We start from the raw sequence: 20,122 nt of genomic DNA on the forward strand, positions 1-20,122 counted from the left end.
ACTCGAGCCCGTGGTGGACAGGTACAGGTCATGACCAACTCCTCACGTGCTCCCGACCGCGAGGCCCGGTTCACGGAGCTCTACGAGGCGACGTACGCCGATCTGATCCGCTTCGTGCGGCGCCGGGTGCATGACACCCAGGCCGAAGATGTCGTCGCGGAGGCGTTCCTCGTGGCTTGGCGACGCTTCGGCGACGTACCGCCGAGGCTCGTGGACGCCCGGGCCTGGCTCTTCGGCATCGCCCGGCACACGATCCTGAACGCCCATCGCAGTGTCAGACGCCGGGAAGCGCTGGCCGTCAGGCTCGCGGAGACGGCCCTCACGTCGTCGTCCGGCGGTGACGCGGATCTCGTGCCCAGGCAGGTCGATCTCGGTGCGGCGTGGAACCGGCTCTCGGCCCGGCACCAGGAGGCGCTGTCCCTCACCGTGCTCGACGGGCTTGCCGCGCCCCAGGCCGCCGCGGTCGTGGGCATCACGCCCGTCGCGTTCAGGCTGCGGCTCAGTCGCGCCCGGCGCGCCTTGCGAAAGCACCTCGTCCACGATTCCCAGGACTCCCCGGACCCACAGCCCGCACCCCTCCAAAGCGCGATGTCCGAAAGGCACTCCTCATGACTTCCCACGACCTGCACACTCTGCGGACGCTGGACCCGGCCGGCGGCTCCGTCGACGTACACGGGGACCGCGCCCAGGCCGACCTCCGGCGGATCCTCGCGACCGACCCGACGCTTCGTACGCAGCCCGACCGAGCCGGCCGCCGTGCCCGCCGTACCCGGTGGGCCCGCCGGGTCGTCCTGGCATCCGGTGTCGCGGCGGCGGTGGCGTCCGTCGCGATCCTCCTGCCGTCCGCGTTCGGCGGTGACCAGGCGTTCGCCACCTGGACCGGCACTCCGACGGCGATGTCCGCCTCCGAACGTACGAAGGCCGCCGCAGCCTGCCGCGACCAGCAGGGGTCGGGAAGCCCGGAGTACCGCGACGCGCTGTCGTCGGCGACCACCGCGATCGCGGAACGACGTGGCGACTGGACGCTGGTGACCCTCGCCGGCCCCGGCGGCTTCTCCGCCTTGTGCATCACCGACGAAGGACGGCCGTTCTTCCGGGAGTACTTCGGCTCGATCGGGTCCACCCCGCCGGCCGACCGGCCGGATCGCCGCGGCCTCTCCGCGACTGTCCTCGGCACCGGCTCCCTGGACGGCAGGTACCTGTCGGTCGTTGCCGGACCCGCGGGATCGGACGTCACCGGAGTCCGCTACGCCAGCCCGAGCCGTGGCGAGGTCACCGCCACCGTCGCCGGCGGACAGTTCGCGCTCTGGCTGCCCGGAACCGAGCTCGAGTCCGCCAGCCGCGATGGCGCTGCTCTCCAGGTGACCTACCGAGACGGCACCACCGCCACGGTGACTCTCCTGCTCTGAACCCCAGCGTGGGCTACGGCCGGTACTGCGAGTCGCAGAGAACGGTGTCGCCTGGCTGCCAGGTGCAGAGGCGGATCACATTGCCGTCGGGGTCGGCCAGCACCCAGTACGCCGGCGCGTGCTCGTCGCTGACCAGCCGGCCACCGGCGGCGACGGCCGCGTCGATCCGCGGGCGCACCTGCGACGGGTCGACCCAGACGTCGGGATGCCAGCGTTCGCCGGTGTCCGAGCGCAGGAAGTAGACCATCGGCAGCGCGTTGTCCGGGTCGCCGGCGTCTCCCCACTCCTCGGTGCCGACGACGTGCTCGGTGTCCAGCACCGCCGTCCAGAACGGTGCGATCTTGTCGTACGACGGCGTGCCGAGCCCCAGCTCGAGGCGCGAGACGGCTCCGCCCGCGAGTGGGAGGCCCGCGGCTGCGGCGATCTCGGAGACCCGCCGGGCGAGCCGTACGTCCAGCTCCGTCACGCCGCCGCCTCCACGGGTGGTCAGCCGGACGTCGACCATGGTCGGACGGAGGTCGAGCTGGGCATGATGGCCGAGCTCCGTCGCGGCATCGCCGATCGCGGTGACGATCCGCAGGCCGGCGGCGAAGTTCTCCGTGCGGATCCGGGTCTCGAGTCCGCCTTGGCCGTAGTGCAGGAGGAACGCCCAGCCGTCGAGACCGGCGTCGGTGACCTGCTGCCCGGTCAGTGCTTGAGTGCGCATGGCTTGATTGCTCATGAATGGCACCCTTGCAGGCCTATACGTCACCGCTGGCCGCCATCGCACCGGCCGCACGTGACCGCGTCGAGCACGCCCGCCAGCGGATCCATGTCACCCAGGGCAGTTGGGGTCCCGAGCCGCCCAAGGCGTTCCTCGCCGAGCTCCAGCGGGCGATCTGGGCCGACCGGCTCGTCCGCCTGCGGTACCGAACGTCCTCGCCGTTCACGGTCGTCCTGGCGCCGTTCGGCCTGGTCCGCGACAACATGACCTGGTATCTCGTCGCCCGCCGTGACGCCGGGCTTCGGACCTACCGAGCCGACCGCATCCGCAGCGTGAGCGTTCTGGACGAGACGTTCGAACGCCCGGAGGACTTCGACCTCGCCGCCCACTGGAAGGCGTCGTCGGCCCGCTATCTCGGGTCGCTGGGAAGCTACGTCGTCAAGCTCCGCCTGCGCGGCGACGCGATCCAGCGGGTCGACTGGGTGTACGTCCGGTCGCGATCCCTGTCCGAACCCGACGCCGACGGCTGGGTGGAGGCGGTGCTCGAAGTCGGCGACGAGGACAACGCCCACGCCGTTCTCCACGACCTCGGCATCGGCGGTGAAGTGCTCGTCCTGGAGCCCGGCCGGCTCCGCCAGGCGGCGGTGGCCGCGGCGAAGGCGTTCGTGGCGGCCAACGACAGCGGCTGAACCACTCAGCCGGTCTCGGTGTCCGCCAGCGCGATCCGGTCGGTCCAGCGCTTGGACGGGTCGGGCTGTGGCACCGAGGCCAGCAGCAGCTTGGTGTACGGGTGCTCGGGCGTGTGCATGACCTTCTTCACCGGACCCCGCTCCACGATCACGCCCTTCGTGATCACCATGACATCGCCACCCACGTAATAGACCGTCGACAAGTCATGCGTGATGAACAAGGTCGTCATGCCGTACGTCCGCTGGAAGTCCAGCAGGATGTCGAGGAACAGCTTGCGCACCTGTGCGTCCAGCATCGACACCGGCTCGTCGGCGATGATGAACGCCGGCCGCAGCATGTGGACGCGGGCCAGCATCACCCGCTGCCGCTGGCCGCCGGACAGCTGGTGTGGATAGCGCCCGAGCACCTGAGCGGGATCCAGCTTCACCGCACGCAACGACTCCTCGATCAGCGCGAGCCCTTTCGCCCGGTCCTTCGTCAGCCCGAACTTCCTGATCGCCGTCCACAACACACGGTCCACGCGATAGAACGGGTTGAAGATGGCGTACGGGTCCTGGAACACCGGCTGCACGTTGCGCCGGTAGTCGTCGTACGCCCCCTTCGACAGCGAGAAGATGTCCTTGCCGCCGTACGTCACCGTGCCCGATGTCGGCTTCTGCAGGCCCAGCACGATTCGCGCGATCGTGCTCTTCCCGCTGCCACTCTGCCCAACCAGGCTTACGATCCGGGCCTCACCCGAGCCTGCCTCCAGGTCCGAGCCGAGCGTGAACGACACCTTGTCGACGGCTGTCGTGAAGCCGGACAGCTTCCCCCGCGCGTGGAACCGCTGTTCGACGTCACGCAGCTCGATCTGCTTGCCCGCACCGGCCATGCTCAGCCCACCTCCGCGCTCTCGCCGATTCGCGGAATCGACTCGATCAGGCTCCGCGTGTAGTCGTGTTCCGGCCGGTGGAACACCTGGTGCACGTCGCCGACCTCCACGACCGAGCCTTCGTACATCACCGCGACCCGATCGCAGAGCTGCGCGTGCACGCCCATGTCGTGCGAGATGACGACCAGCGTCACGCCGAACTCGTCGCGCAGGTCGGCCAGGCTCTGCAGGATGACCCGCTGGATCGTCACGTCCAGCGCGGTGGTCGGCTCGTCGGCGATCACGAGGTCCGGCTCCAGCGCGATCGAGATCGCCATCAGTACGCGTTGCTTCATCCCGCCGGACAGCTCGTGCGGATACATCCGCGCCACGTGCGGCTCCAGCCCGACCTGGCCCAGCAGCCGCGGGATCATCGCGTCGATCTCGGCCTTCGTACGCGACGAGTGCTCGACGATGACATCCCGGAACTGGTCCGCGACCCGCATCACGGGGTTCATGGAGTTCATCGAGCCCTGCGGCAGGTACGACAAGGTCCGCCACCGCAACGACCGCAGCCGCCGCTCGTCGACGGTCAGCAGGTTCAGCGGTGACTCGCCCGACGGATGGAACAGGATCTCGCCGTCCTGGACGTAACCCGGCGGCTTCAGCAACCGCAGCAACGCCACGGCCAGCGTGCTCTTGCCGCTTCCCGACTCGCCCGCGATGCCCAGGATCTCGCCCCGTCGCACCCCGAACGACACACCGTTCACGGCCTTCACGTCGCCGCGGGCAGCCCGATAGTGAACGTGCAGATCGTTGACCTGCAAGAGCAGCTCGGGCTCCGTCGTGTCCGCCCTATGCACCAGCCACCCCCCGAAGCCGCGGGTTGTAGATCTCCTCGAGCCCGATGTTGATCAGGTTGAGCGCCGCGAACAGCACCGTCAGTACGAAGATCGGCGCCACGAACAGCGGCCAGGCGCCGAGCGTCATCGCGCCGGTCGTGATCGAGCCGTAGATGATCTTCCCGAGGTCGGTCGCGTCACCTGGTCCGAGGCCGATCACCTCGAGGCCGACCAGCGCGAAGATCGCGCCGAGCCCGGCGGAGGCGAAGCCCACGCCGATGTACGGAAGCATGTTCGGCAGCAGCTCGTAGAGGATGATCTCGATGTCGCGCAGCTTGCTGACCCGCGCCAGCTCGACGTACGGCTGCGCCCGCAACGCCAGCACGTGCGAGCGAATCGTCCGCGCCGCGAACGGCCAGCTGAACACCGCGAGCATCAGGCCCACCTCGACGATGCCGACGTTCTTGGTGTACGCCGACAGCGCGATCAGCAACGGGAAGCTCGGCACGACCAGCACCATGTCGGTCACCGTCGACAGCACTCCGTCGACCGCGCCGCCCTTGTAGCCGGCCACGAACGCCATGATGACGCCGACCACTGTGGAGATGATGCCGGCGATCGCACCCACCTGCAGCGACACGGCCAGAGCGTCGATCACCATCGCCAGCACGTCCCGGCCGTACTGGTCGGTGCCGAGCCAGTGCGCGGGCGACGGCACCAGCCACTTCTGGTACGCCGCGATCGCCAGCGGGTTCTGCCCGCCCCCGATCGCGTTCACCAGAGCGTCGTTGAACAACGCGATCAGGGTCAGCAGCAGCATCGCCACCAGCCCGGCCGCCAGTTTCCAGCTGCCGCGGATCGTCCGCCAGATGGCGCGTAGGGCTCTCATCTCGCCATCACCGCCAGTACTTCACGCGCGGGTCGAGGACGGGTAGCAGCAGGTCCAGGATCAGGTTGGCGGTCAGCACACCGAAGATCGCGAGGTTGGTGATGCCGAGGATCGTGTTGAAGTCCAGGATCTTGATGGCGTTCACCAACGTTCCACCCAGCCCCGGATAGTTGAACAGCTGCTCCACCAGCACGTTGCCGTTGAAGATGAAGCCGAGCTGGATGCCGAACGCCGTGATCTGCGGCAGGTAGCAGTTGCGCAGGGCGTACCGCGTCAGGATCCTGCGTGGCTTGAGTCCCTTCGCCTGCGCGTACGTCAGGTAGTCCTCGCCGAGCACGGGCACCATCAGCATCCGCGTCGACAGTAGCCAGCCGAAGATGCCGATGACGACGATCGACAGCGCCGGCAACGTGCCGTACCACAGCACACTGCCGACGAAGTCGAGGTTCAGGCCGGGATCCAGCTTCGAGTCGTACGCCGACCGGGCGGGGAACCACCCGAGCTGGTTGGCGAACACGAACACCAGGATCAGCGCGAGGAAGTAGAACGGCACGTGCGCGAGCACGATCGACAGGTTCGTCAGCAGGTCCGCGCCGGCCTTGCCCCGCCGCCAGCCGGCGAACGCGCCGATCACCAGGCCGATGGCCCAGGCCAGCACGGCCGCGATCCCGAGCAGGCCGAGCGTCCACGGCAGGGCACGGAAGATGACGTCCTGCGCGGGCGTCGGATAGTTCAGCAGCGACGGGCCCATGTCGTGCTCGAACAGCACCTTGTACAGGTAGTGCAGGTACTGCGAGAACACGTTGCCGTCGAGCCCGAACTCCTGGCGGTAGTGCTCGATCACCGCGCCGCTCGCCTCGGTGTTGTAGACGTAGTTCTGCTCGAGCGTCTGGATCAGCGTCTGGACCGGGTCACCGGGTATCAGACGGAAGAAGAAGAACGTGACGGTGATCGCGCCCCACAGCTGCACGAGGTAGAGCAGGAACCGCCGGAGTGCGTACGCACCCAGCGGGTGCCGCGCGAACCACGCCTGCACGGCGTTGGCCTCGCGCGCCCCTTCGCCTTCGTCCTCCGGAGCCTTGACCTCGGGAGCGGGAGCCGGCTCGGTACTCATTTCGCGCTCGATTCCGGCTTCACTTGCGGCCCGTGGGCTTGAGCTTTCCGATGACGAACATGAACTGGCCCCACCAGTTGTTCGGCACCTGATAGAGGTTCTGCTCGGTCGGCCAGCCGGTCCAGTAGGCCGTGTTGTAGTAGGCCGGATACGCGGTCTGGATGATCGGGATGCACGGCAGCGTCTCGAAGTACTCCGTGAGCGCCTGCTCCAGCAGCGGTTTGGCCTGCGCGCTCTCGGGGTCGAGGTTGTCGAGCTGGTTGGTGATCTTGTCCATGTCCGCGTTGCGGAAGCGCGGGATGTTCTTGTCGGCCGCGTTCTTGCCGACCGGCTTGGCGTACTTGGCCTTCAGCCAGCTGTAGAGCTGGTTCGGGTCCCACGACGCGCGGCAAAGCCATTCGGAGGTGACGTCGAACTCGCCGCGCTGGTTCTTGTCGGTGTAGACCGATCCGCTGTAGCTCCGGATCGTCGAGGCGACGCCGAGCTTCTTCAGCTCGTCGGAGACCAGCTTGCCGATGATGTACTCCGCACCGTCGACCGGCGCGGGTGTGATGATCTCGACCGACGCCGGCTTGCCCTTCCACATCCGCTTGCCGTCGCTGCCCTTCTTGGCGCCCATCTCGTCGAGCAGTTTCTCGGCCTGCTTCGGGTCGTAGGCGAGCTTGTACTTCTCCGCGACCGCGGTGTTCTCGTACTTCTTGTTGCCGTCGTAGTCGGCCCAGGGATACTGCGCCGGTGGCGTCTCGACCGGCCAGACGGTCTTGCCGATCTTCTCCCGGTCGACGAGGTACGACACCACCCAGTGCATGCGCGGGTCGCTGATGATGCCGCGCGACGGGTCGTTGTTCGGCCACAGGCCGCGGGGGCACGGGTCGTGGAACGGCGTGGTGATGAGGTACTTGTAGCCCTGGCTGCGCAGGATCTTCGCGTGCTCCTCGTCGAGCGAGCCGACGTCGAACTCCGCGCGCTTGAACGCCTGGCTCGCGGCGTCCTGCGAGGTCGCCGCCGACTGGAAGATGACGTACTCCGGCGCCGGATCGAACTTCGCCTTGTTCCAGTAGTCCGGATTCTTCTTCCAGACGAACATCTTCTGGTTCGGGATCGTCTTGTCGAGCATGTACGGCCCGGTGCGCACCGGCGGGTTGTCCTTCACCCGCGTCGGGTCCTGGCCCTTCCAGACGTGCTCGGGCAGCACCTCGAAGCCGGTGGCGATGTTGCAGATGAAGCCGTAGTGGAAGCGCGGGTCGGGCCGCTTCAGCTGGATGACGGCCGTGTGGTCGTCCGGCGTCTCGACGGTCTTGACGAACTCCGCCAGGTCGCCACCGCCGCCGATGAGGTTCTCGTTGTCGCGCATCAGCTCGACGGTGAACTTGAAGTCCTTTGCCGTGAAGGGCTTCCCGTCGTTCCACTTGACGCCCGGGTTGAAGTGGAACGTCAGCGTCGTGAAGTCGGCGTTGTACTCGTACTTGTCGGCGAGCCACGGGATCAGCTCGCCGGTCGGCGTGTTGAGGTAGAAGAGGTACTCCCGGACCATGGTGTCGAACCCGGAGCCCGACTGCACGCCGTTCGGGATTTTCGCGTTGAAGCTGTTGAAGATCTGGTAGTCGACCTGTCCGATGATGAGCGTCTTGTCGCGAGGCGTCGGGATATTGGCCTTGCCGAGGGGTTCTTCCTCACCCGCGGGCGGTTTCTTGTTGTTGCCGGAGTAGGTGCCACCGTCCCCACTGCACGCGCCGAGCGTCGCGCCGCCGAGCAGGGCGGCCGCCGAAGCAGCGAATCCCGCTTTCAGTACGCCGCGCCGATTCAGGTGATAGGCGACGACGTCGGCGACATTCTCGTACTGCTTCCAGTCCTGGTTGCCAGCAGAATCTTCCACGACAACCCTCCATCCGGATACGCGGCGACTCGGCCGCATGCCGACTTTGGGCCTAAGCAAAGGCCCTTCGGGGAGTACCCGTCAAGATTGCCGGCGTGACCGAATCCGGCTCCTGGTAACGATTGCACACACATTGGTATGTCGGTTGGTATATCGGTAGCCGGTTACCGCGGGCAACCGGCGCGACGGAGCGCAGGCGTCAGTACTCCTTGATGATCCAGTCGGCACGCGTGACCTTGACGTCGGTTTCCTTGCCGAGATAGATGAATCGCCACCGGACCCGCTGGTTTCGCCGGCTACGCAGGGTGCGGCTCACCGAGGTGAACTCCCCTCCCGTCGTGGCCCTTCCCTCGTGCAACACCGCTGTCCAGAGGTATTCCTCACCTTCGGCGTCCACGATCGCCAGCTGCACTTGGTACTGGTCGCCCGGGCTCATTCCCGTGATCGTGAGGGCTGAAAGCTCGTGATCGGACCAACCGTCACTCGACTTACGGGTGTAGCTCGACCCGCCCGGCCCGTGCGACGCCGGTGCCGGGTCGTGCCACTCGGTGTCGAACGGCAACGCCCGAGGCGTCGGCTGACCGGACGCGTTGACCGGCGGGATCGCGAACGCCTTACGGAGACCGTAGTGGCGGAAGGTGGGCATGTCTTCCTCCTCGTAGAAGCCCGGCGCGAGCTTGCGCAGGTCGATGTCGCGCGCGACGTCGAGATCGGTGTTCTCGTTGATTCCGGGCACACTGCCCCGGTCCGTCCACTGCCAGATCGCCGAGCCGGACGGCATCTGCCCGTCCTGGGTCGGCTGGTCCTGACCGGAGGGCCAGATCGCGGCCCACCACCAGCGGCCACTGTGCAGCCGGCCGCCGTCGAGCCGGTTGTTGTAGAAGTCGCGGTTGCTGTAGAAGCCGCAACGCAACCAGCTCTCGCTCAGGCCGAGCTGGCGGTCGACCTCGCGTACGAATGCGACGGCCCAGTCGGTGAGCGCGGTCTTGCCCTTGCCTCCGGTGTCCTCGATGTCGAGTACGGGTGGCATGTCGCGGCCGGACCGCCAGCCGGCCTCCTGCAGCCGGTCGACGTAGAACGATGCCTGCGACGCCGCGGACGACTGGGCGGGCCGTCCGAAGTGGTACGAACCGATCAGCAGACCGGCCGCGCGGGCGTCGCGTGCGTAACGCAGCCAGACCGGTGACTCGAGGTTGTTGCGCTCGCTCGCCTTGATGATGACGAAGCGGTAGCCGGCCGACTTGACCCTGCTCCACGACGTGACGGTTTGATAGCGCGATACGTCGATCCCTCTGCTGAGCGCCACAGGCCCCTCCAGGTGGTGTTCGCACGAGTCAGCATCGAGTCTTCCCCTTCCGGTAACCCTTTGGCTAGGGGTGGTTTTAAATTCATACACATCTGATGAGGCGCCGGTCGCTGGGCGTCACCATCGCTGGTCGGACGCGAAGTTCCGGGTCACGCACCGTTCGGTCATCGCAGTCGGCAGAATGGGCGGGTGACGACACAGCCACAGCCAGGACAGCCGGGCGTACAGCAGCGGATCGCCGAAGAGCTCGGAGTACGGGAGGGACAGGTCGCCGCGGCCGTCGACTTGCTCGATGGTGGCGCGACGGTTCCGTTCATCGCGCGCTATCGCAAGGAGATGACCGGAGCGCTCGACGACGCCCAGCTGCGCACGCTCGAGGAGCGCCTGCGCTACCTCCGCGAGCTGGAGGAACGCCGGGCGGCGATCCTCGAGTCGATCCGTGAGCAGGGCAAGCTCGACGACGCGCTCGAGGCGCAGATCCTGGCCGCCGAGTCCAAGGCGCGGCTGGAGGACATCTACCTTCCGTACAAGCCGAAGCGGCGTACCAAGGCGCAGATCGCCAGGGAAGCCGGGCTGGAGCCGCTGGCCGACGGGCTGCTCGGCGATCCTTCACAGGAGCCCCTTGCGGTGGCGGCTTCGTACGTCTCCGCGGAGAAGGGTGTGGCGGACGCGGCGGCGGCGCTGGAGGGCGCCCGCGCGATCCTCGCCGAGCGGTTCTCCGAGGACGCGGACCTGATCGGCGACCTGCGCGAGCGCATGTGGGCGCAGGGCGAGCTGGTCGCGGCCGTCCGCGAGGGCAAGGAAGAGGAGGGCGCCAAGTTCTCCGACTACTTCGACTTCTCCGAGCCGTTCGCGAAGCTGCCGTCGCACCGGATCCTCGCGATGTTCCGCGGCGAGAAGGAAGAGGTGCTCGGGCTCACGCTGGCGCCTTCGACCGGTGCCGCGTCCGATGTCGTCGAGGTCGGGCTGGGCGACTACGAGCAGCGGATCGCCGCACGGTTCGACATCACCGACCAGGGCAGGCCGGCCGACGGGTGGCTGCAGGACACGGTTCGCTGGGCGTGGCGCACGCGGATCCTCGTTCACCTGGGGATCGACCTGCGGATGCGGCTGCGGCAGGCGGCCGAGGACGAGGCGGTGCGAGTCTTCGCGGCCAACCTGCGCGACCTGTTGCTGGCGGCGCCCGCGGGCGCGCGGCCGACGATGGGGCTCGACCCGGGCTTTCGTACGGGCGTCAAGGTCGCGGTCGTCGACGCGACCGGCAAGGTGGTGGCGACCGAGACGATCTACCCCCACGTGCCGCGCAACCGGTGGGACGAGTCGATCGTGACGCTCGCGCGGCTCGCGGCCCAGCACAACGTCGAGCTGATCGCGATCGGAAACGGCACGGCGTCACGCGAGACCGACAAGCTGGCGTCCGACCTGATCGCGAAGTACCCCCAAGCCCGCTTGACGAAAATCGTGGTGTCGGAGGCGGGAGCGTCGGTCTACTCCGCGTCGGCGTACGCCTCGTCCGAGCTGCCCGAGCTCGACGTCTCGCTGCGTGGCGCGGTGTCGATCGCCCGGCGGCTGCAGGACCCGCTGGCGGAGCTGGTGAAGATCGACCCGAAGTCGATCGGGGTCGGGCAGTACCAGCACGACGTGTCGGAGACCAAGCTGTCCCGGTCGCTGGACGCCGTGGTCGAGGACTGCGTGAACGCGGTCGGGGTCGACGTCAACACCGCGTCGGCGCCGTTGCTGACCCGGGTCTCGGGGATCTCCGACGGCCTGGCCGGGCAGATCGTGGCGCACCGCGACACCAACGGGGCGTTTCGGTCGCGGGACGCGCTGAAGTCGGTGCCGCGGCTTGGGCCGAAGGCGTTCGAGCAGTGCGCGGGCTTCCTCCGGATCCGCGGCGGGGACGATCCGCTGGACTTCTCGTCGGTGCACCCGGAGGCCTATCCCGTCGTCCGGCGGATCGCGGCGGCTTCCGGTGGCGACATCGCCGAGCTGATCGGGAACGCTTCCGTGCTGCGGAAGCTTCAGCCGCACCAGTTCGTCGACGAGACGTTCGGGCTGCCGACGGTGACCGACATCCTGGCGGAACTGGAGAAGCCGGGTCGCGACCCGCGACCGGAGTTCAAGACCGCGACTTTCGCGGAGGGCGTCGAGACGCTGGAGGACCTGACGCGGGGCTTGGTTCTCGAGGGTGTGGTGACGAACGTGGCGGCGTTCGGCGCGTTCGTCGACATCGGCGTGCACCAGGACGGGCTCGTCCATATCTCGGCGATGTCGAAGACGTACGTCTCCGACCCGCGCGAGGTCGTCAAGCCGGGTGACGTCGTACGCGTCAAGGTGCTCGACGTCGACATCCCGCGCAAGCGGATCTCGCTGACGTTGCGCCTGGACGACGACGCGAGCGGCGGCAGCGGCTCTGGTGGCGGTGGTGGCGGCGGCCAGTCCCAGCGCGGCGGCGGTGCCGGCGGTGGCGGCCGCGGCGAGGGTGGAGGCGGCGGCCGGCGTAACGACGGCGGTCGTGGTGAGGCTGGCCGCGGTGAGGCTGGCCGCGGTGAGGGTGGCCGCGGTGGCGGAGGACGCCAGCAGCGCGACCGCGGCGGCCGGGACCGCGATGTCCCGGCCGGCGGCGGCGCGATGGCAGACGCCCTCCGTCGCGCTGGGCTGGTCGGCGGCTCCGGCGACTCCGATCGCAAGAACCGCAAACGCAAGTAGCTCTTCTACGACTCGGCGGTGGCGGGTTCGAGCTTGCTCGAGCCCGCCTTACGTCCGCCCATCAGCGCGTCCAGCGACCACCGGCCCGGCCCGAGCACGGCGATCAGCAGGAACGACCAGCAGAACAGCGCCGCCGTCTCACCGCCGTTGACGTGCGGGAAGAGCGCGTTGGGCTGGTGCACGACGAAGTAGGCGTAGGCCATCGAGCCCGAGCAGATCACCGCGGCGATGCGGGTGCCGAGCCCGGCGATGACCAGTGCGCCGCAGACGACCTGGATCAGCGAGGCGTACCAGCCGGGCCACTGACCCAGCGGGATCGACTCACCCGAGCCGCGGTTGCCGCCGAACACGCCGAACATCGACGCGGAGCCGTGCAGCAGGAACAGCAGGCCGACCACGATCCTGAACAGTGCGGGGACGGCTTCGTTCAACCTTCGTTGCATCGTTGGGACTCCCAGTCAGTCGAGCGATGAGGAGGTGCCCTTCCCAAAGCAACTCACGCATGGTCGCATTGACTGGTTCGGTTTGTCTCGTGAACCCTATGTAAACAAGGGCTCATCTCACTCTGTGGTACGCCGGTAGGACTGGCGCTTGTCGCGATCGCGGACGACGACGCCGAGTTTCGACAGTTCGTCGCGAAGCTCGTCCGCGTCGTCGCGGTCGTCGTTCTCGACCGCGCGGGCGCGGGCCTTCAACAGCGCGTGCGCCTCGGCCGGCAGGTCCGGCGAGTCGACCACCCAGCGTTTGTAGGCGTCCTGGAACGGGTCGGCGTCCCGCCACGGGTAACCGTGAGCGCCGAACGCGGCCCGCAGCCGCTTGGCGTTCGGCAGGTCGCCGCGTTGCCTCAGCAGCTCCTTGCTCGAACGGTCAAGGAGCACAAGCTGTTTGCCGTCGACGAACGCGGCGGTTACCGAGCCGCGGCCGACTACGCGCGTCGAGTCCCCTTGTTTCGTGGTGATCTGGTCGTTGTCGACGGTCACGGTGACGTACTCGCGCGCACCCCAGGCAGCGAACGCCAGGCCGGCGAGCGCGCCCACGATGAGCGCGCCGATCGTCGCCTGCGGTTCGGGGATCTCGTCGATCAACCGCAGCGGGCCCTCGAACGGCACCCAGGGCAACGAGACCAGCCGGCCGGCCAGCGACTGCAGCAACCAGGCCAGGCCGGCGCCCACGATCGGGAAGCCCGCCCAGACCAACGCGGCTTCGCCCTTCGGCTGGGCGACCACCGTCGCGCTGTGTGCGTTCATGCCGCTCATCGTTTCCGGCTCGCACCCGGCGGCACATCGGTCGCCGGGGTGGCGCGGGCCGACCGAAGTAGCCGGCTGCGGCGGGCGGCGGTCGACGAAGGTCTCGCGGCCGTCGACTTTGGTCGCCGCGCTGGTCACGGTGCCGCTCGGTGGGGGTGGCGCTGGGTAGGTTCGGGCTTGTGAACGATCCCGGGCGGCGGCGCAACTGGCGGGACTGGGTCGCCGACATCGGCCTGGTCCTGTTCGCCGCGCTCTACGCCGCCGTCGTGGCGCTGCTGATCTGGGACGATCCGACGGTCAGCGACCGTACTCTCTACAGCCACCTGGTCGTCGCGGGCGTGAGCTGCGTCGTGCTGTGGTTCCGGCGGCGCTGGCCGGTGGGTGTGGCGCTGGTGCTGCTGCCGCTGGCCACGTTCGCCGACCTGAGCGCGGGGGCGCAGCTCGCCGCGTTGTTCACGGTGGCGATCCACCGGCGGTGGAAGCTCGCGCTGGCGATCTGCGCTTCGAACATCCTCCTTCGGTCGGTCTTCCTGCTGACTGTGCCGGGGGTGGACGAGCCGATCTCCGAACTGATCGGGTACGTCACGATCACCTCGTTCGCCGTGCTGGGCTGGGGGTTGTTCATCCGGCACCGGCGGCAGCTGATCGCCTCACTGCGCGACCGGGCGGCGCGGGCGGAGGTCGAGGCCGCCTTGCGGGCGGAGCAGGCGCAGCACCGGGCGCGGGAGCAGATCGCGCGCGAGATGCACGACGTACTCGGGCACCGGCTGTCGTTGCTGAGCGTGCACGCGGGGGCGCTGGCGTACCGGCCGGATGCCTCTGCCTCGGAGGTCTCGCAGGCGGCGGAGGTGATCCGGGCGAGCGCGCACCAGGCGCTGCAGGACCTGCGGTCGGTGATCGGGGTGCTGCGGGCGCCGGCGGGCGACCTGCCGCAGCCCACGCTGGCCGACGTTCACGCGCTGGTGGCGGATGCCGTGCGGGCGGGGACGCTGGTCGACCTGCGGTCGTCGATTTCCGGGGAGGTGCCGGACGGGCCGGGGCGGACCGCGTACCGGATCGTGCAGGAAGGGCTGACCAACGTGCGGCGGCACGCGCCGGGTGCGTCCGTGGTCGTGGTTGTGCAGGGTGCGGCAGGCGACGGGCTGACCGTGGAGGTGACGAACACAGCGACGAGCCGGCGGGGTGACGAAGCCCTGCTGGGGTCGGAGTTGGGGTCGGGGCAGGGGCTGATCGGGCTGGCGGAGCGGGTGGCGCTGGCGGCGGGGCGGCTGGAGTACGGACCGGGCGCGTCTGGCGGGTTCCGGCTCGCGGCGTGGCTACCCTGGCCGGCATGACAGCCGGCGATTCCGCGGCTTCCGGGCCTTCTGGGGCTTCCGGGGCTTCCGGGCCGATCCGCGTCGTGATCGTGGACGACGACCCGTTGCTGCGTACGGGCCTGAGGATGATGCTGGGTGGCGCGTCCGGCATCTCCGTCGTCGGCGAGGCAGGCGACGGCTCGGAGGTCGCCGAGGTGGTGGCCTCGCAGGCGCCTGACGTCGTGCTGATGGACATCCGGATGCCCACTGTCGACGGCCTGGCCGCGACCGAACAGCTGCGTGCGCTGGGCTCGGCCGCGCCGGAGGTCATCGTGCTGACCACGTTCGACGCCGACGAGCACGTCCTGCGGGCGTTGCGCGCGGGCGCGGCGGGCTTCGTACTGAAGGACACCCCGCCGGCCGAGATCGTCCGGGCCGTGCATCGGGTGGCGGCAGGCGAGCCGGTGCTCTCCCCCGACGTGACGCGCCGCCTGATGACGCGGGTCGCGTCGTCCCCGGTGGACCGGCGGCGGGCCGTCGCCCGTACGCGACTGGCCGTACTCAACGACCGCGAGACCGAGATCGCCGTGGCGGTGGGCGAAGGCAAGTCCAACGCCGAGATCTCCGCGACGCTCTACCTCAGCGTGCCGACGGTGAAGACCCACATCTCCCGGATCCTGGCGAAGCTGGACCTCAACAACCGCGTCCAGATCGCCCTCCTCGCCCACGACGCCGGCCTCCTCGACGACTGAGGGTCCGCCACGGCTCGCCGGGAAGCTGCGAGCTTGGCCCGACCGGAACCTCACGACCCGGCCCGTCCGACGACGGACGCCCGCGCTGTCGCACGCCGGAGAGCCTGCCCATCCGCTCCTTCGACCACTGCGGCGTTCGGCCTGATCTCCGGCTGACGCGCTAGGGCTCGACGCCGACGATGCCGAGAAATGCCGCGGCAGCGGGCGTCGGGCCGGAGCGGCTCCAGACCACGTACTCCACGCGAGCCGGCCCGCCCGTCACTTCGACAGTGGCCACGCCGGCGAGCTGTGGCGCGTAGGCCGACGGCAGCATGGCGACACCGAGGCCCTGGCCGACGAGCTGGGCGATGAGGTGGGCGCTGGTCACCTCGAACGCGACGTCGCGGGTGAGGCCGGCGGCTGCGAAGGCGAGGTCGGACTGTGCGCGCCCGGCGGAGTTGGCGGGCAGGTCGACGAACAGTTCGGCCGAGAGCCGGGCGAGGTCGACCGCCGGTTCGCCGGCCAGCGGGTGGTCCGGCGCCACCACTGCCACGTGCCGGTCGCGGGCCAGCTCGCGGGCTTCGACGCCGGCGGGTTGCGCGGTGGTCGTCAGACCGACGAACGCCACGTCGATCGTGCCCTGTTCGACCTGCTCGCAGAGCTCCTCGCTCGGGCCCATGCGGAGGCTGACTCGTACCTGCGGATGACGCCCGCGGAACTCCTTCAGCGCGGCCGGTACGTCGACCGCGGCCACGGTGGAGATCACCCCGACGGCGAGCCGGCCGCGTACCTCCCCGATCGCCGCGGAGACCTCGGCGGCCGCGCGTTCGGCGGCCTCGAGGCACTGCCTGGCCGCGGGCAGGAACGCGGCGCCGGCCGGGGTCAGCCGTACCCGGCGGCTCGTTCGCTCGAACAGCCGCGCGCCGAGCTCGCGTTCCAGGCGGGCGATCTGATGACTGAGTGCGGACTGGACGACCAGGCAGCTTTCCGCGGCCCGCGTGAAGCTGTTGGTCTCGGCGACGGCGACGACGTAACGCAGCTGTTGGAGCTCCACGCGATCCATCTTGTATCGAGATCGATGCGATGACAACAATGTGTTGGCCTCATCGATCGTGGCCAGGTCAGATTGCAGGCGTGACAAGTCCAAGCACTCAGACAGTCCGGAGCGAACGCCCGCACTCACCGATACGGCCGTGGCTCGGCGTGGCCGCGATCACGGCCAGCCTGTTCGCGTTCCTCACCACCGAACTGATGCCCGTCGGCATCCTCACGCCGGTCAGCACGAGCCTCCGGGTCTCCGTGGGTGTGGCCGGACTGATGGTCACGTTGTACGGAGTCTCGGCCGGGCTCGGCGTGCCGTTCATCGTGGCGTGGACCAGACGCGTCAACCGGCGCGTGCTGCTGTCCGTCCTGCTCGCTCTCCTGACGCTGGGAAACCTCGTCACCTCGATCTCGCCGAGCTTCCCGCTGGTACTGACCACGCGGCTCCTGATGGGATTCGCCAGCGGCGTCTTCTGGGCGATCGGCGTGAGCATGGCGATGCGGCTGGTACCGGAACGCCACGCGGCGCGGGCGGCGGCCATCGTGATGTCGGGTATCTCGATCGCCACCGTGGTGGGCATTCCGCTGGGAACGCTGCTCGAAAGCCTGACGAGCTGGCGTACCACGTTCCTGATCTGGAGCGGGCTGAGTCTGCTGGTGTTCGTCGCGGTCGCGGTGCTGCTTCCGTCGCTGCCGTCGCAGAACGCGGTGTCGGTGCGGGAGGTCTTCGGGCTTCCGCTCCGGAACGTACGGCTGCGGCTGGTGATGCTGGTCATCGTGCTGTTCGTGCTCGGCCACTTCGGCACGTACACGTTCATCCGGCCGTTCCTGGAATCCGGCCTGTCCGCCACGCCCGCCCTCATCACCGGCCTGTTGATGATTTACGGTCTCAGCGGCGCGGCGGGGAACTTCGTGGCCGGGCACACGGTGACGCGGAGCCTGCGGGGCAGCTTCGTCGCCGCCTGCGTAGGGCTGGTGGTGGCGCTGCTGTTGCTGCTCGTCGTCGGCGGCGGCTTGCCCGGCGCGATCGGGGCGCTGGTCGTCTGGGGCGTGTCGTTCGGTGCGTGGCAGCTGTGCCAGGTCAACGTCACGCTGCAGGCCGCCCCGGACACCTTCGAGGCCGCGATGTCGCTCAACACCATGGCCTACAACACCTCGATCGCTATCGGCGCCCTCTTCGGCGGCCTGTTCGTCGACCACCTGGGCGTCCGGGGAGTCGTTTGGTACGGCGTGGCGCTCACGGCGGCGTCGCTGCTGCTCCTGCTCAGCACCGGCCGTCGAATCGCCGGGACGGCTGGCACTGGCAGCGCCAGCTAGCCATACTGCTGCCGCCCACGCCCGTGCCCCTCGTGGGCGCGGTCCGGGCGGAACGCTCCTGCCAGCCACCACCCACAAGGGCTGCTGCCCCACCCGCCCGCGGTCGTGCCCCGGCGGCGCGGGGCGGTCCAGGCGGACCGCCCTTCCCAGCACGAGCCGGCGCCGCTGGTCAGCCCTCCTGCTGTACGCGTTCGTACTCGGCGCGGGCGCGGTCGAGGCGACGTTGCTGCTGCTCCAACTCGCGCTCCGACTTCGAGAGCTTGCGTTCCAGGCGGTCGAGCTCGTGGCGGGCTTGCTCGACCTGGACGGTGAGGTCGTCGCGGTCGCGGGTGGCGGTCGTGGTCGCTTCTTCCTCGGTGGCCAGGGCTTCGCGGGCCTGTTCCAGCGCTCGTTTCCGCGCGTCCTCGGCCCCGCCGCCGTCCGGGGCCGCGGTCGCGGGCGCTGGAAACATCGGCGTGATGCCGAGCTCGAAGCCGGAGTACGACGCCGGCTCGGTGAGCCGCGCTTCGCGGATCCGCTCGGCGATCGCCGGGTCGGCGAGGCCGGCCTCCAGCGTCGACTCGACCTCGCGGACCGCGTCGGCGTTCGGGTTCACCTCGACCTCGGCGGCCAGGCGGCGGGCATCGCGGATCAGGGCGGACATCAGACGTTGCCGTCGTGTGGACAACTCTCGCAACTGGGCGGCATCGGCGTGCTGGTGCGCCGAGCGGAAGTCCTCGGCCAGCTCGAGCAGTTCCTCGACCCGTTCGCGCTCGCGCCGGGACAGCAGGTTCACCAGCCACGCGGACTGGCTCGGCCGGCGCAGCTTGCCGAGCGCCGTGGCGAGCGCGCGATCGCCCTCCGCGCGGGCGGCGCGTACCCGCTCGTCTCGGGCGGCGGTGAACTCGCGCGGCACGAGTGCGTACAGCTCGTCCGCGATCTCCTCGACCTGACTCACGTCCCGATCATTACCGATCCGGCGGCCGACGTCACGTCACCTCTCCCGCCAGATCGCCACGGCCTTCCGTACGTCGGCCAGCAGCCGCGCGATCACCCGCTCGTTCATCCAGGCGTCGCCGGTCCGGTTGGCGGCGGCCAGCCAGTCGCCGAGATCCCAGAGCCTCCGGCAGGCGCCCATCGCCGGGAAGCTGCCGAGCTCGTCCGCGCTGAGCGGGCGCACACTCCGGTAGCCGTCGAGGATCAGCGTCCACTGCTCGCGTTCCTCCGCATCGGCGTCCGGGCGGCGATAGTGGCAGGCGAGGTCGTACGCCCGCAGGCCGAAGCCGCAGTGGTCGAAGTCGAACACCGTGAACGCGCCGGAGTCGTCGAGGCGGACGTTGCCGCGATGCAGGTCCGCGTGGATGATGCCGGACGCACCGGGGATCGCCCACAGCCGGCGGATCTCGGCGGTCAGCTCGTCGCCGAGCTTGCGGAGCTCGGCGAGGTCGGCGGCGGCCTGGCCGGTCGTGGCGAACGGCCGCAGGCCCGCCAGCACGAGCTCGACGAGCATGCTTTCGTCCAGCCGGTAACGGCTGTGGGCGGTCTGGAACTCGTCCATCGACTGGTGGATGCGCGCGATCTCGGCGCCGAAGTCGCGCCACTGCCCGGTCGTCGGCTTCCGATCGTGGAGGGGGATTCCGGGCGCGTGGGTGAACAGCGCGAAGTGGCGCTCACCCTCGGCCGCGTGCAGGCTGCCGAGCGGATCGCCGTTCGAGCGAGGGTACGGGCGGATGACGCCGCATCCCGCCGCGGCCAGATGGGTGAGCAGGTCGAGCTCGAACCGCAGGTCCGACTCGGAGCCGACCCAGTACTTGTCACGGTTGTAGACGCGCAGCACCCTGCGGCCGCCACCGGCGTCGGTCATCAGGTAACTGTCGTTGAACCCGCTGCCGAGCAACTTGCCCTTGACCGGCGCCGGGATGTGGTAGTCCCGCTCCACCAGCTCGGCGAGGTCGTCAGGATGCGGGAGCGATCGGATCACGCGCATGCGACCAGAGCGTATGGGCAGACCTGACGTCCCGCCAAGAGGTGGATCGCCGGCGGTCACGAGGTCGAGCGGATGACGTCGAGGGCCTGCATGAGGACGGCTGTCTGAAGACATGACCGTGACCGTAGGACGGAAAG

General features: G+C 69.1%; 19 protein-coding genes. 7 read left to right on the forward strand and 12 right to left on the reverse strand.

Annotation, left to right across the window (positions count from 1 at the left end; genetic code table 11):
* The first annotated feature begins 30 nt into the window (after positions 1–30).
* Both ACYVF6_RS32485 and ACYVF6_RS32490 read left to right on the forward strand, forming a co-directional pair.
* Positions 31–612, forward strand: coding sequence for an RNA polymerase sigma factor (locus tag ACYVF6_RS32485; protein ID WP_460526697.1), 582 nt, complete (start codon positions 31–33; stop codon positions 610–612).
* Positions 609–1,409, forward strand: a complete 801-nt coding sequence (locus ACYVF6_RS32490) for a hypothetical protein (protein WP_460526699.1) — start codon at positions 609–611, stop codon at positions 1,407–1,409. Before ACYVF6_RS32485 ends, ACYVF6_RS32490 begins: the two co-directional genes overlap by 4 nt.
* A gap of 13 nt (positions 1,410–1,422) precedes the next feature.
* Here the strand turns inward: ACYVF6_RS32490 and ACYVF6_RS32495 are convergent, their stop codons facing one another.
* Positions 1,423–2,130 (reverse strand): 4a-hydroxytetrahydrobiopterin dehydratase, encoded by a 708-nt coding sequence (locus ACYVF6_RS32495; RefSeq protein ID WP_460526701.1) that lies wholly within the window; start codon positions 2,128–2,130, stop codon positions 1,423–1,425.
* Positions 2,131–2,132: 2 nt separating this feature from the next.
* On the opposite strand from ACYVF6_RS32495, the gene ACYVF6_RS32500 reads away from it, so the two are divergent.
* On the forward strand, positions 2,133–2,801 hold the full coding sequence (locus ACYVF6_RS32500; protein ID WP_460526703.1) for a helix-turn-helix transcriptional regulator: 669 nt from the start codon (positions 2,133–2,135) through the stop codon (positions 2,799–2,801).
* A gap of 5 nt (positions 2,802–2,806) precedes the next feature.
* Here the strand turns inward: ACYVF6_RS32500 and ACYVF6_RS32505 are convergent, their stop codons facing one another.
* The 6 genes from ACYVF6_RS32505 to ACYVF6_RS32530 all read right to left on the reverse strand — a co-directional run bounded on the left by ACYVF6_RS32505 (position 2,807) and on the right by ACYVF6_RS32530 (position 9,679).
* Complete coding sequence (locus ACYVF6_RS32505; RefSeq protein WP_460526705.1) at positions 2,807–3,673, reverse strand: ABC transporter ATP-binding protein; 867 nt, start codon at positions 3,671–3,673, stop codon at positions 2,807–2,809.
* A gap of 2 nt (positions 3,674–3,675) precedes the next feature.
* A complete protein-coding gene (locus ACYVF6_RS32510; RefSeq protein WP_460526707.1) occupies positions 3,676–4,515 on the reverse strand; it encodes an ABC transporter ATP-binding protein in 840 nt (279 codons plus the stop codon).
* On the reverse strand, positions 4,508–5,383 hold the full coding sequence (locus ACYVF6_RS32515; RefSeq protein ID WP_460526709.1) for an ABC transporter permease: 876 nt from the start codon (positions 5,381–5,383) through the stop codon (positions 4,508–4,510). Before ACYVF6_RS32515 ends, ACYVF6_RS32510 begins: the two co-directional genes overlap by 8 nt.
* 7 nt (positions 5,384–5,390) lie before the next feature.
* Positions 5,391–6,497, reverse strand: coding sequence for an ABC transporter permease (locus ACYVF6_RS32520; RefSeq protein WP_460526711.1), 1,107 nt, complete (start codon positions 6,495–6,497; stop codon positions 5,391–5,393).
* A 19-nt stretch (positions 6,498–6,516) separates the two neighbouring features.
* Complete coding sequence (locus ACYVF6_RS32525) at positions 6,517–8,373, reverse strand: ABC transporter substrate-binding protein (RefSeq protein ID WP_460526713.1); 1,857 nt, start codon at positions 8,371–8,373, stop codon at positions 6,517–6,519.
* Positions 8,374–8,572: 199 nt separating this feature from the next.
* A complete protein-coding gene (locus ACYVF6_RS32530; RefSeq protein ID WP_460526715.1) occupies positions 8,573–9,679 on the reverse strand; it encodes a glycoside hydrolase family 25 protein in 1,107 nt (368 codons plus the stop codon).
* A 189-nt stretch (positions 9,680–9,868) separates the two neighbouring features.
* Between ACYVF6_RS32530 and ACYVF6_RS32535 the strand changes: the two genes are divergently transcribed.
* A complete protein-coding gene (locus ACYVF6_RS32535; protein WP_460526717.1) occupies positions 9,869–12,388 on the forward strand; it encodes a Tex family protein in 2,520 nt (839 codons plus the stop codon).
* 5 nt (positions 12,389–12,393) lie between these two features.
* On the opposite strand, the gene ACYVF6_RS32540 is transcribed toward ACYVF6_RS32535, so the two are convergent.
* Together ACYVF6_RS32540 and ACYVF6_RS32545 are read right to left on the reverse strand one after the other, a co-directional pair.
* Positions 12,394–12,831 carry a DoxX family protein gene (locus ACYVF6_RS32540; protein WP_460526719.1) on the reverse strand — a complete coding sequence of 146 codons (438 nt, stop codon included), beginning with the start codon at positions 12,829–12,831 and terminating at the stop codon, positions 12,394–12,396.
* A 117-nt stretch (positions 12,832–12,948) separates the two neighbouring features.
* The gene (locus ACYVF6_RS32545) at positions 12,949–13,635 is read right to left on the reverse strand and encodes a YqeB family protein (protein WP_460526721.1); all 687 of its coding nucleotides are present in this window, start codon (positions 13,633–13,635) and stop codon (positions 12,949–12,951) included.
* Between the two features lie 179 nt (positions 13,636–13,814).
* Between ACYVF6_RS32545 and ACYVF6_RS32550 the strand changes: the two genes are divergently transcribed.
* Together ACYVF6_RS32550 and ACYVF6_RS32555 are read left to right on the forward strand one after the other, a co-directional pair.
* Positions 13,815–14,969: a sensor histidine kinase gene (locus ACYVF6_RS32550; protein WP_460526723.1), complete on the forward strand. Its 1,155-nt coding sequence runs from the start codon at positions 13,815–13,817 to the stop codon at positions 14,967–14,969.
* Positions 14,966–15,682 carry a response regulator transcription factor gene (locus ACYVF6_RS32555; protein ID WP_460526725.1) on the forward strand — a complete coding sequence of 239 codons (717 nt, stop codon included), beginning with the start codon at positions 14,966–14,968 and terminating at the stop codon, positions 15,680–15,682. The genes ACYVF6_RS32550 and ACYVF6_RS32555 overlap by 4 nt, the downstream gene beginning before the upstream one ends.
* 160 nt (positions 15,683–15,842) lie before the next feature.
* Here ACYVF6_RS32555 and ACYVF6_RS32560 read toward each other — a convergent pair whose 3' ends face one another.
* The gene (locus ACYVF6_RS32560; RefSeq protein ID WP_460526727.1) at positions 15,843–16,715 is read right to left on the reverse strand and encodes a LysR family transcriptional regulator; all 873 of its coding nucleotides are present in this window, start codon (positions 16,713–16,715) and stop codon (positions 15,843–15,845) included.
* 149 nt (positions 16,716–16,864) lie between these two features.
* Between ACYVF6_RS32560 and ACYVF6_RS32565 the strand changes: the two genes are divergently transcribed.
* Positions 16,865–18,019, forward strand: coding sequence for an MFS transporter (locus tag ACYVF6_RS32565; protein ID WP_460526729.1), 1,155 nt, complete (start codon positions 16,865–16,867; stop codon positions 18,017–18,019).
* Between the two features lie 169 nt (positions 18,020–18,188).
* Here ACYVF6_RS32565 and ACYVF6_RS32570 read toward each other — a convergent pair whose 3' ends face one another.
* Positions 18,189–18,956, reverse strand: coding sequence for a hypothetical protein (locus ACYVF6_RS32570; protein ID WP_460526732.1), 768 nt, complete (start codon positions 18,954–18,956; stop codon positions 18,189–18,191).
* Positions 18,957–18,992: 36 nt separating this feature from the next.
* Positions 18,993–19,985, reverse strand: coding sequence for a phosphotransferase enzyme family protein (locus tag ACYVF6_RS32575; protein WP_460526734.1), 993 nt, complete (start codon positions 19,983–19,985; stop codon positions 18,993–18,995).
* Positions 19,986–20,122: the final 137 nt, after the last annotated feature.

It is taken from the genome of Flindersiella endophytica, assembly GCF_054779015.1.